This is a genomic window from Mojavia sp. (genome assembly GCF_059505145.1).
In genome coordinates, this window is the sequence record NZ_JCACKA010000124.1 from 116,884 (window position 1) to 129,418 (window position 12,535).

General features: G+C 43.8%; 11 protein-coding genes. 10 read left to right on the forward strand and 1 reads right to left on the reverse strand.

Annotation, left to right across the window (positions count from 1 at the left end):
• Nucleotides 1-17 precede the first annotated feature (17 nt).
• The 8 genes from der to AC5JL8_RS33755 all read left to right on the forward strand — a co-directional run bounded on the left by der (nt 18) and on the right by AC5JL8_RS33755 (nt 10,126).
• On the forward strand, nt 18-1,379 hold the full coding sequence (der, locus tag AC5JL8_RS33720; RefSeq protein ID WP_495884044.1) for a ribosome biogenesis GTPase Der: 1,362 nt from the start codon (nt 18-20) through the stop codon (nt 1,377-1,379).
• A gap of 176 nt (nt 1,380-1,555) precedes the next feature.
• A complete protein-coding gene (locus AC5JL8_RS33725) occupies nt 1,556-2,482 on the forward strand; it encodes an energy-coupling factor transporter transmembrane component T family protein (protein WP_495884045.1) in 927 nt (308 codons plus the stop codon).
• 30 nt (nt 2,483-2,512) lie between these two features.
• Nucleotides 2,513-4,081, forward strand: coding sequence for an anthranilate synthase component I (locus tag AC5JL8_RS33730; protein ID WP_495884046.1), 1,569 nt, complete (start codon nt 2,513-2,515; stop codon nt 4,079-4,081).
• A gap of 399 nt (nt 4,082-4,480) precedes the next feature.
• Nucleotides 4,481-4,759 (forward strand): transcriptional coactivator PipX, encoded by a 279-nt coding sequence (pipX, locus tag AC5JL8_RS33735; RefSeq protein WP_495884047.1) that lies wholly within the window; start codon nt 4,481-4,483, stop codon nt 4,757-4,759.
• Nucleotides 4,756-5,424 (forward strand): YggS family pyridoxal phosphate-dependent enzyme, encoded by a 669-nt coding sequence (locus AC5JL8_RS33740; RefSeq protein ID WP_495884048.1) that lies wholly within the window; start codon nt 4,756-4,758, stop codon nt 5,422-5,424. Before pipX ends, AC5JL8_RS33740 begins: the two co-directional genes overlap by 4 nt.
• Nucleotides 5,425-5,785: 361 nt before the next feature.
• Nucleotides 5,786-6,379, forward strand: coding sequence for a cell division protein SepF (locus AC5JL8_RS33745; RefSeq protein WP_495884049.1), 594 nt, complete (start codon nt 5,786-5,788; stop codon nt 6,377-6,379).
• 101 nt (nt 6,380-6,480) lie between these two features.
• Nucleotides 6,481-7,293 carry a pyrroline-5-carboxylate reductase gene (proC, locus tag AC5JL8_RS33750; RefSeq protein ID WP_495884248.1) on the forward strand — a complete coding sequence of 271 codons (813 nt, stop codon included), beginning with the start codon at nt 6,481-6,483 and terminating at the stop codon, nt 7,291-7,293.
• Between the two features lie 160 nt (nt 7,294-7,453).
• On the forward strand, nt 7,454-10,126 hold the full coding sequence (locus AC5JL8_RS33755) for a DEAD/DEAH box helicase (RefSeq protein ID WP_495884050.1): 2,673 nt from the start codon (nt 7,454-7,456) through the stop codon (nt 10,124-10,126).
• Between the two features lie 100 nt (nt 10,127-10,226).
• Here AC5JL8_RS33755 and AC5JL8_RS33760 read toward each other — a convergent pair whose 3' ends face one another.
• Nucleotides 10,227-10,595: a hypothetical protein gene (locus AC5JL8_RS33760; protein ID WP_495884051.1), complete on the reverse strand. Its 369-nt coding sequence runs from the start codon at nt 10,593-10,595 to the stop codon at nt 10,227-10,229.
• A 321-nt stretch (nt 10,596-10,916) separates the two neighbouring features.
• On the opposite strand from AC5JL8_RS33760, the gene AC5JL8_RS33765 reads away from it, so the two are divergent.
• Together AC5JL8_RS33765 and AC5JL8_RS33770 are read left to right on the forward strand one after the other, a co-directional pair.
• Nucleotides 10,917-11,111 (forward strand): CbtB domain-containing protein, encoded by a 195-nt coding sequence (locus AC5JL8_RS33765; protein ID WP_495884052.1) that lies wholly within the window; start codon nt 10,917-10,919, stop codon nt 11,109-11,111.
• Nucleotides 11,112-11,287: 176 nt separating this feature from the next.
• A complete protein-coding gene (locus AC5JL8_RS33770; protein WP_495884053.1) occupies nt 11,288-12,478 on the forward strand; it encodes a hypothetical protein in 1,191 nt (396 codons plus the stop codon).
• Nucleotides 12,479-12,535 lie beyond the last annotated feature (57 nt).

Below are 12,535 nucleotides of genomic sequence, written 5' to 3' on the forward strand. Positions count from 1 at the left end.
TTACTTATCCTGGTTTTATGAGACTGCCAATTGTTGCAATTATCGGACGCCCAAATGTGGGCAAATCCACCCTGGTTAATCGTCTCGCCGGGGAACAAACGGCGATTGTCCATGATGAACCAGGAGTGACACGCGATCGCACTTATATGCCAGCTTACTGGAGCGATCGCGAATTTTTAGTGGTAGATACAGGTGGCTTAGTCTTTAACGATGACACCGAATTCTTACCGCTGATTCGCCAACAGGCAATGACAGCACTTACAGAAGCAAGTGCAGCTATCTTTGTTGTAGATGGACAAATAGGCCCAACACCAGCTGATGAAGAAATTGCTGAGTGGTTGCGTCAACAACCTGTACCCGTCTTACTAGCTGTAAATAAATGTGAATCCCCAGAACAAGGCTTGATGCAAGCTGCGGAATTTTGGGAATTGGGATTAGGCGAACCTTACCCCATCTCCGCAATTCATGGTAGTGGTACCGGAGAGATACTCGACGAGTTAATTAAACACATTCCCCGCGTCGACGAAATACCAGAAACCAATGAAATTAAAGTAGCGATCGTGGGACGCCCAAATGTGGGCAAATCGAGCTTATTAAATGCTTTTGTTGGAGAAGAAAGGGCAATTGTCAGCCCAATTTCTGGAACAACCCGCGATGCGATTGATACCGTAGTCGAACGGGATGGGCAAACTTATCGCTTGATTGACACCGCCGGCATTCGCAAAAAGAAAAGTATAGAATACGGCACAGAATTCTTTAGCATTAACCGTGCCTTTAAAGCAATTCGCCGCGCTGATGTCGTTTTATTGGTATTAGATGCCCTTGATGGTGCTACTGAACAAGACCAAAAATTAGCGGGCAGGGTGATTGAAGAAGGTCGAGCTTGCATCATCGTAGTAAATAAGTGGGATGCAGTCGAGAAAGATTCCTACACAATTTACGACTACGAAAAAACCCTGGAAGGAAGGTTGCATTTTACCGAATGGGCAGAGACTATCTTTGTCAGTGCCTTAACAGGACAACGGGTAGAAAAGATTTTAGAATTGGTGAATCAAGCGGCTGAGGCACATAAACGCCGTGTCAGCACAGCAGTAATTAACGAAGTTCTAGAAGATGCCGTTAGCTGGCATTCACCGCCAACCTCACGCGGTGGACGTCAGGGCAAAATTTATTACGGTACACAAGTCAGTACCCAACCGCCAACGATCGCCCTATTTGTCAACGAAGCCAAACGCTTCAATGAGAACTACCGCCGCTACATTGAACGCCAATTCCGGCAACAATTAGGATTTAAAGGCACGCCAATTCGTTTATTGTGGCGGAGTAAAAAAGTCCGTGATGTCGAAAGTGGTAATGCTAATCGTGCTACACGCGTATAGTAGTGCTAAGTAAGGAGTAACGAGTGCTGAGTTCTCAGTTAAAAGACAACCCACAAGGCGGGGATGTACTGAGTGCTTAGACGGTGCTGAGTAAAGATTCATGATTCTATTTACTTAGCACTCAGCACTCACAACTCATAACTCAGTACTCAGCACTTTTAACTCAGCACTTAAAAATGGATTTATTGCGATCGCTACCATTAGGACTTTACTTAGAACAACCCCAAACTTGGCTGCATAAAATTGATCCTAGAGTCAAGTTTGCTTGGTTGATGAGCTTTCTCACCAGCTACACCTTTGCACCAAATCAATGGCGCATACTGTTGGTAGCATTATTAATTATTATTACTTTAATTGCTAAAATTCCCCGTAGAGTATGGCAACAGCAAATGGGCTGGTTATTGATACTGTCGTTTTTTGTTCTAGTAATAGGTGCTATTAGCCCTGATGGACTAGGTATAAAATATCAACCACGCTTACCAGCTAACGAACAAATTCTAACTCCACAATCAACCGCAACTACCGCTAATGTTGACCAAAAACTAGCTGTTGATAATAAAGAATATAGCTACGTGCTATTTCACAAAGGGCCAGTTAAAGTAACTCGGCGTTCTTTGGATTTGGCAGTACGCTTGAGTACAATTTTATTCACCGTAATTTACACCACCAACCTGTTTTTGCTGACCACTGCACCAGAAGAAATCACAGCTGGTATAGAAAGCTTAATGCAACCTCTGCGACGGCTGAAACTGCCCGTAACTGAAATTACTCTGACTTTAACTCTTTCTTTGCGGTTTATTCCCCTAGTTTTAGAAGAAGTGCAAAATTTAGTGCGCTCAGTGATGACAAGGGCAATTAATTGGAAAAAGCTAGGATTAAAAGGAGCAGTCAAGGTTTGGATGACTGTAGCAGAGAGACTGTTAGAAAATCTGTTACTCAGGGCAGAACAAATGGCTAGCGCCATGATGGTGCGCGGTTTTACTAGTCCAAATGAACATCGAGTACTGTGGCATGACTTAAAGCTAAAAGCACGAGACTGGCTAGCTCTGGCAACTTTAATTTTATTTTGGGGCGTGCGGGTGGTTTTAGGGAATGCGGTGTAAAGATTTTGGCATTGAGATTTGAGATGAATTATGACCCAAAGTTGGTATTGGCGATCGCTTCCTCTAGAACATCGTACTGGTTCTGAAGTTTTCGCTAGGTTATTTCGCCCGACTGCTACGCCAGGAATCGCTACTCTGTTAGAAAGCTCTTATCCAACACCGAAAGACTATCCTCAACTCCATCGGTACTCTATTTGTGCAGGTGCGCCACGGATCATTGATGGTGTCCCCCAGATGTGGACACCACCACTAGGGCAAGTTCTACCCTTTTTGGAAGAGTTGTTGCATAGAAGTAAAACAGGACAGAGGGAAATGGAGACGCGGGGACGCAGAGAAATAATCACATTCCCCGCGTCCTCGCGTCTCTCCTTCTCTGCGTCATCTCCACCTCCTCACCTTCCCTTTACCGGAGGGTGGTTGGGATGGTTAGGCTATGACATCGCTTGGGAAATTGAGCAACTACCACAAAATAAATGCGATCGCTTACCGTTTCCTGGAGCTTTTTGGTACGAACCAGATAGTTTTGCAATTTTGGATCACGCCGAACAAATTCTTTGGTTAGCCGCCAGCGATGTCAATGGGCTAGATGAGTTACAGCAGAAGTTAGAGAGTAATCAAGAAGACAAGAAAACAGAAATTTTAACTTCTCCTAGTTTCGCCATTACTCCTAATTTTTATACTTCGCAGGTAGATTATGAAGCAGCAGTCAACCGAGCGAAAAAATACATTCAGGCGGGAGACATTTTTCAGGCAAATCTTTCCTTGCGATTTGAAGCAACTACAGCAGCTTCAGGTTGGTCAATTTATCTAGCTTTACAACGAATCAATCCTTCTCCTTTCGCCAGTTATTGGCAAACGCCTTGGGGGGAAGTGATGAGCTGTTCACCAGAACGGTTAGTACTGCTGCAAAACAGACAAGCTCAAACAAGACCAATTGCCGGAACGCGATCGCGCGGAGTCACCCCAGAACAAGATAATCAGTTAGCACAAGAACTACTCAGCAACAGCAAAGAACGTGCTGAACACATCATGCTGGTAGATTTAGAACGCAATGATTTAGGGAGAGTTTGTGATTGGGGGACAGTCTGTGTTGATGAATTGCTGACAATTGAGCGCTATAGTCATGTTATGCATCTTGTCAGCAACGTTAAAGGTCGCTTAAGATGCGATCGCAGTGCTATTGATTTGATTCGTGCCCTCTTCCCTGGCGGCACAATTACAGGGTGTCCCAAAGTTCGCTGCATGGAAATTATTGAAGAACTAGAACCAGTGCGGCGTAGCTTGTTCTATGGTTCCTGTGGCTATTTAGATCAGCGGGGTAACTTAGACTTGAATATCTTAATTCGTACCCTGCTACTAGCCCCCCTCCAAGAAGTGCAACGGAGGAGAGGGGCAGGGGTGCAGGGAGCAGGGAGCAGGGGAGGTAGAAAGAAACTTTCTGACTCAGCACTCAAAACTCAGCGCTCACAACTGAGAACCGTTTGGGGACAAGTTGGCGCAGGTATTGTCGCAGACAGCGATCCTGAGAGAGAATGGTATGAATCTCTGCACAAAGCTCAGGCACAACTGTTAGCGCTCAATATGCTGAATCGTGAATGATGAATCCAGAAATTTTGTTTTTTTCATAATTCATAATTCATCCTGCAATGGCAACCACTACTTACCCTCGTTACTGCTACAGGACTTACGCATGAAAACGAAAAATCTAAATTTGGGGCGGTTAGAGTATGAGGGTGTAGGCGTATAGGTGTTCAAAAACCTTACACCCCATACCCCTAGACCCTATCTCAACCAATAAGATTTTTGCGTAAGACCTATGGTCGCTTCATCTGCCAATTAAAAACTAGATCAAGGTCTTCAAAACTGCCATTAGCCAGCAATTTTTGCTGGGTTCGCATAAATTTGCACAAATATTCTGGCCAAAGGGATGTATTATCGTCTGAATGTTTGTACTAAAACCGCGAAAAGATTTATATATACGCCTACCTTGACGATTAAATGAATCCAGAATACGCAGAAACTTACATAAATCATCCAACTTGGGGCTTACTCTACAGAATCTGTATGGTTGATGAGAGCCAGGATCTGTTCACTACACTTTATGCCCAGCGCTTATTTTTTTTAGTAACAAATGACGTCAAAGGTATAAAATTTCAACCTATAGGACGTACTGAGGCTAGGATGATGTTGGAAAATCGTTTACGCACCCTGCGTCGCACAGGACAATCACAGGAGTACGATCAGCTTCAGAGTGTTTTCCAACGCACATTCCAATGAACAGTTCGATTAGCGAACGTATTGTCCACATTCGCTCCTTACTCCCGTCTTCAGTCCGGTTAATTGCAGTCAGCAAAACAGTTCCTGCGGAGGTGATCCGCATAGCCTATGCCGCAGGAATACGTGATTTTGGCGAAAGCCGTGTCCAAGAAGCCGCCAGGAAACAAGCCGAGTTGCAAGACTTATCGGATATTACCTGGCACTTTATTGGGCATTTGCAAAGCAATAAAGCCAAAAAAGCCTTAGAACAATTTCAATGGATTCACTCTGTAGATAATTTGCAGTTAGCACAGCGCTTAAATCAATTGGCGCATCAGCTAGGAGTGAGTCCTCAAATTTGCCTACAAGTAAAAATTCTGCCCGATCTTAACAAGTCAGGTTGGAGTGTACCAGAGCTATTAGCTGACTTACCTGTACTTAATCAATACAAAAATTTACAAATTCAAGGTTTGATGACAATTCCGCCTTTAGGAATAGATGAGGCGGCAACCTTAAAAGTATTTAACACTACTCGTGAACTAGCAAAAACCATCGGGGATCAAAACTGGTCGCACATTGACATACAGCACCTTTCAATGGGTATGTCAGGCGACTACCAGCTAGCAGTACAAGCTGGTACAACCATGGTAAGGTTAGGGACTATATTGTTTGGTGAGCGCTCTTAGTATATTGTTCAATAGCTTTTGGGATAAGTCTCAGAATCCTTCGGGATCGTATTCAGTATTTTCACCGAGTACGTAGTTATATGAAAAACATAATATAAAGACTTGACAAAAGCAGACTCCTAAGGAAAATGGGGTGATGGGAACTTCCTTTCGGTGAAACATTAGTATATAATCTTGACTCATCATTGCGTCTAGGTAATGTCTAGGGTTTACCAAAGCATCTGTTTCTCACTCAAACCTGTAGTAGAAACTACAGCTAGTATTAGAATTGCTGAAAGCTGCCCATTGTAATGATTGACGCTGGCTAAATTAATTTATAGTCAGATAAAAATAAAGATAATTTGCACCAGGAGCGTACACAATGAACAATATTTTTTCTAAACTCAGGGACTTTGTAGGTTTAAATGAGCAAGTGGAATACGAATACTACGAAGAAGAACCAGAAGCAGAGAGCTACCAAAATCTTTATCAAGAAGAGAACCCCCAACCAGCACCACCACCAGAACCCGCAACTCAGAATCGACGTTGGCGGGAACCCATGCCTACAATGGGAAATGACGTAGCAATAGGTTCAAAGGCGATGGGGAATGTTATAGGTATGCCAGGAGCAATTAACGGAATTTCTGAAGTTTTAGTACTCGAACCACGCACTTTTGAAGAAATGCCCCAGGCAATTCAAGCCTTGCGTGAGCGTAAATCTGTGGTATTAAATTTGACGATTATGGATCCAGATCAAGCTCAACGGGCAGTAGATTTTGTTGCAGGTGGTACTTACGCATTGGATGGACATCAAGAGCGCATCGGGGAAAGCATCTTCTTGTTTACGCCAAGCTGTGTACAAGTTAGCACCCAAGGCGGAGTTCTCCATGAAGTACCGCAACCGCCAGCACGTCCCTCACGCCCCTCAGCTCCAACTCCAGCTTGGGGTAACGAAGTTAACCGAATGGTACAATGAAGTTAGATTAGTTATTGGTTCTTTGTCTTTTGCCCTTTGTCTTAAATGCTAATGACAAATGACAAACGACTGACGAAAAGTGACTAATGACTAATGACGCAATGACTATAAAATTTGGCTTAATTGGTGGTGGGGTAATGGGAGAAGCGCTGTTATCCCGCCTTATTGTAGGTGGAATATATCAACCATCAGAAGTCATAGTCAGCGAACCACAACCCTCGCGCCAAAATTTTTTACAGCAACAGTACAACGTGGCTGTGACGACAGATAATCGTCTAATTTTCGAGCAAAGTAGGGAAGTTGTATTGTTGGCTGTGAAACCGCAGGTGTTCAGTGCGATCGCCCAAGAATTGGGAGATATGATCATTACAGATCACTTGCCCCTAATAGTTTCTATTTTGGCGGGTGTAACTTTAAGTCAGCTAGAAGCTGCATTCCCGCAATTCCCAATCATTAGAGCCATGCCCAATACCCCAGCCACTGTAGGGGCAGGAATGACGGCAATTTGCTTAGGGGCATACACGAATGCCAAGCACCAGCAAATAGCACAGCAAGTTTTTTCGGCAGTGGGGGAAGTCGTAGAAGTTTCAGAAACCCTCATGGATGCAGTAACAGGACTATCTGGTAGTGGGCCAGCTTACGTAGCACTGTTGGTAGAAGCACTCGCCGATGGGGGAGTAGCAGCAGGGTTACCGAGAGCAGTTGCCAACCAGTTAGCCTTACAAACTGTACTAGGGACAGCACAGCTATTGCGTGAAACCAAAATGCATCCAGCAGAACTTAAAGACCGCGTTACCAGCCCTGGAGGAACCACAATAGCTGGTATCGCCCAGCTAGAACGGGGAGCATTTCGTTCAGCTTTAATCGAAGCAGTCAAAGCAGCCACACAGCGATCGCAAGAACTGGGAAAATAGGAGTTGGGGGGGACGGGGGATTGGGGGACTGGGGACAAGGGCACAAGGGACTGGGCAATTTCCTCAATCCCCAATGCCCAATGCCCAATCCCTAATCTCTTAACGAAGTTGACAAAATAGCCGTTAATATAGTAAACAGTCTGGTTGCAAATGTGATTGAGTGAATTATCCTGCACCGTCCCCAGAACTTGACCTGGAGTCAACATTTCCCTTTGATCTGGATCAATTCCAGAAAGATGCGATCGCGTCCCTAAATGCTGGACGCTCTGTAGTCGTATGTGCGCCCACCGGTTCCGGCAAAACTTTAGTGGGAGAATACGCTATTTATCGCGCCCTGGCGCGAGGGAAACGAGTGTTTTACACCACTCCTTTAAAGGCGCTGTCGAATCAAAAATTACGTGACTTCCGAGAGAAATTTGGGTTTGATCTCGTCGGACTGTTAACTGGAGATGCCTCTATTAACAGAGATGCACCGATTCTGGTCATGACCACAGAAATCTTCCGCAATATGCTCTATGGCACACCCATAGGGCAAGTTGGCACCTCTTTAGTCAATGTCGAAGCAGTGGTACTAGATGAGTGCCACTATATGAACGATCGCCAAAGGGGAACTGTTTGGGAAGAATCAATCATCTATTGCCCCCGTGAAGTACAACTAGTAGCGCTTTCAGCAACTGTTGCCAATAGCGATCAACTCACCGATTGGCTAAATCGTGTTCACGGCCCAACAGACCTGATTTACTCCGATTTTCGTCCTGTACCTTTGGAATTTCACTTTTGTAATCCCAAAGGACTGTTTCCCCTGTTAAATGACAACAAAACCAAAATTAACCCCCGCTTGGCAAATAGGGGCAAAAGGAGACAAGCAGACAAGAGCAAAGGCGGTAGACCAGAAGCCCCCGGCATCATTTATACCTTGAGCCAGCTACAGCAACGAGATATGCTACCGGCGATTTACTTTATCTTCAGCCGCCGAGGATGTGATAAAGCGGTCGCGGAGGTAGGTGATTTATGGCTGGTAAATAATGACGAATCCCAGATATTGCGACGCCAAATTGATGACTTTTTAACTCGCAATCCAGAAGCAGGACGTTCTGGACAAATCGCCCCCCTCTACCGAGGCATTGCTGCCCACCATGCCGGAATTTTACCTGCTTGGAAAGTCCTAGTAGAAGAATTATTTCAACAGGGACTGATTAAAGTCGTATTTGCTACCGAGACATTAGCTGCGGGAATTAATATGCCCGCCCGCACAACCGTCATCTCCACTCTTTCCAAGCGTACTGATACCGGACACCGCCTGTTGAATGCTTCCGAATTTCTGCAAATGGCAGGACGAGCCGGTCGCCGAGGGATGGATCTACAAGGTCATGTGGTAACAGTACAAACCCCCTTTGAAGGATCGAAGGAAGCGGCGTACTTAGCAACATCCAAACCAGACCCCTTAGTTAGCCAATTTACGCCCAGCTACGGCATGGTTCTCAACTTACTCCAAACTCACACATTGGAGGAAACACGGGAACTAATAGAACGCAGTTTTGGGCAGTACATGGCGACATTACATTTAAGACCCAATTATGATGAAATCAATGAGCTACAAGCACAATTAGCTCAACTGCAAGAGCAAATCGCCGCCATTGATGAAAATGAAGTGGCTGTTTATGAGAAATTGCGGCAGCGCCTGAAAGTAGAACGCCAGTTATTGAAAACTCTCCAAGAGCAAGCGCAGGAAGACCGACAAGCCCAAATAGGGATGATGTTGGATTTTGCAGTTTCCGGCACACTGGTGAGCCTCAAAGGTAAACACATTACAGTGCCTTCACCAATCACAGCAGTGTTAGTAGGCAAATCGCCGGGTTCTGGTGAAACAACTTACTTGGTATGCTTGGGACGAGATAACCGTTGGTATGTGGCAACAACCGAAGATATAGTCGATTTGTATGCTGAACTACCACGAGTTGATGTACCTCCTGAGATTTTGCCACCAGATGATCTGCCGATTAAACCAGGACAGGCACGCCGTGGCAGTGAAGAAACTGCAACTATTGCCCAACTAATTCCCGATCCAGGAGAGTCTCTACATCTGCCGCCAGAAGTGGCAGAACAACTCAGCCGTGTTACTGCCGTACAAGAACAACTAGAAGCTCACCCCATATATAAATCAGGCAATGCCTCAGCTATATTTAAACGTAGGGCACGCTACGTTGAACTAGAAGCTGAACTTCAAGTGTTGCAAGCTCAAGTAGAGCAACAATCTCAACGTCATTGGGAAGAGTTTCTCAATCTAATTGAAATTTTGCAACACTTTGGCTGTTTAGATAACTTAGTACCAACAGCATTAGGACAAGTTGCCGCGGCCATTAGGGGTGAAAACGAATTGTGGCTGGGTTTAGTACTTGCTAGTGGTGAATTGAACAATTTAGATCCGCACCATTTAGCAGCCTCAATAGCAGCTTTAGTGACAGAAACCCCACGTCCAGACAGTAAAGTGCGTTTTGACCTCAGTAATCAAGTAACAGAGGCTTTGGCAAAACTGCGAGGAATTCGTCGCCAGATGTTCCAAATGCAACGACGCTATAATGTGGCGTTACCTATATGGTTGGAATTTGAACTAATTGCTTTAGTAGAACAGTGGGCGTTGGGAATCGAGTGGACAGAATTATGTGAAAATACCAGCTTGGATGAAGGTGATGTAGTCAGAATTTTACGCCGGACGTTGGATTTGTTATCCCAAATACCTCACGTTCCCAATTTGCCAGAATCACTACAGCGCAATGCCTACCGCGCTATGCAGCTGATTGATAGATTCCCGGTAAATGAGGTAGTTGAATAAACTTAATGAAAAGTAAAAGGGGCATATTTAATCGAAGTTAAATATGTCCCTTAATGCTAAATTAAGCACAATTGAACTATAGATTTACCAGTAACAAATTTTAGTACACTAAGTTTCCAGTACCGCGCAGCTGCCGGAGAGAATTTAGACAATATGGGCAGTCACAGCCAAATAATTGAATTGCATCATCACTTTCTTCTTCAGTAAAGTCTAGCATTGCAATGTTTTTGTCGGCGGGCTGTACTGAAATAGTTTCTGATGTAGGGGTACGAGATACTTTATCTGTCTGTGAACCCCGGATACAAACAAAACTAGTACTCCCATGTGGATGAGTGATACAAGAACGACCATCTGGCGTGTGGATTAATCGTTGAGCAGCTTGAGCAGGACTAATCATCGCTAAAGTAGACATCAGAGAAGTGAAAATTGCCGAGCTAGAAAGCAAACTCAGTATTAATTTTTTGTTCATTAGTTTCCTGAAGTAGTATTCTTGAATACTAAAGTTATCAAATTATTTATTACATATAAAATAAGTTATTATCAAAAAATTTAAATACCTATAGTTTTTTTAATCGAGTTAACCTTGAACAGAAATATATAAGGTGGCACGCTAAGAAAAACTAAGATATTGTGTTATTTGCGTAATAATCGGTTTTAGTGGAAAACAGCCGCTAACGGTTAGGGGAAAACTTGAGTATGAATTCAAGGTTCACAAATTTGTAGTTGCTAAAGCTAACCCTAGCCGGAATTCCTGCCGATGCGTTAAATGTATTAGATTTATGCGAGGTATATGATGACTACTCAAACTCATCCTTCAGTGTTGCAAAAGGCTGCAAGCTTAACTTTATCAAAGCCTGTACAAGCGACGCTTTATGTTTCGTTGTGCGCTTTGACATTGTGGACTGTGTATTTTACTACTTCCCCAGTCATTCACGATCGCGTACACAATCCCCGTCACCACACTTTGTTAGTGCCTTGCCACTAAACATTTCATAAATTTTTTCTTACCCCCATATCCTGCTAGGATTGGGGGAATCATTAACGTTATGAGCCAGCGGTTAATATCTTCATCTTTGGAAAAAATACAGTGCCTAAAAAGTTGTACGCTGGGTTAATAATGTTTGTTTAACTCTACTAGTACTGTAAACATCCATAGTTAAAATGTCTAAATTTAAGCTTTATACACTCATCAGTACTATTTGTATGTTGAGTGTAGTTTTGTATAGTTTTATCGGCTTTTCGCAGTCACCCCAAGCAAGTGTGAGACTAATTAGCCCCCCGCAGACAAGCCAAATTTTACCTTTTGAGGCTGGGGCTAGTACGCCTCAATACCCAGCAAAATTAACGCTGCAAGCAGTAGATTCAGCAGGTAAACCTTTAGAAAATACTAAATTTAACCTCAAAATTTTTACACCACCTAAAACTCCCTGGTTTACGACAGATTTTCCCATAGTAGAGGGAACCAAGCTATTAGATATAGAGACAATAGCCCCTAAAGGTCAACTGCAACTCGAACAAATGTTGCCAATTCGGGGTAATTATCAATTAAATGTGAATGTTACTCCACTAGTAACGAATGCTTTTACTCCTATTCAGCAAACCCTGACATTATCAGTCGCAGAAAATTCGGTAAAATATCGCAACTTTGGCATTCTCGCCGTAGTTTTGTTGATAGTTGGATTAGGCGGTGGTTGGGTAATTGGTGGAAGACAAGAAATAACACCAGGAGAAATTGCGCCGCAGAGAGTGCGATTATTGTTGAGTGGGGCAATTGTCGTAGCGATCGCAGCTCTGTTATTTGTTAACCTGAGCGCGGAAATTGCCCAATCTGAAAGTTCACATACACATACACACGATCATCACGATCATCATACAGCGGTAAACGAAGCATCTTCTGATAACTCAGGTATTGCTCGGCAACAAGGTTTAGAAGTGCAATTGTTGGGATCTGTTAGCGCCACAGTCGGAGAACCTGCTGGTGTTCAGGTGAAAGTTATCGACCAAAAGACAAATCAACCAGCCCAAGACGTACTCTTCAATATCAAAACCACCATGCTTGAAGATGGATGGGTGAGTTTTGCACATCAAGGTATCCCAAATACCACAGGTGAATTTACTTGGGAACAAGGGTTTTTTGATGGCGCACCCCACAAAGTTGAGGTAGAAGTTGCTCCCCAACCAAATGCGACACGCCAATTTACACCGTTTTTGGTGCAAAAAATTATAGATGTTGAAGGAGTCGCACCACCTTTAACAACACGGTTAATTAGTTTAGCCTACATGACTGCGTTCGTAATCATTGGATTATTAATCGGCTTACGCCTACGACAAAATTTTTTGCCAAATAATTAATTTATTTGTGATAGGTATCGGGAATTGAAAGTTGGGACGTTGTAGAAGATAGAAGCA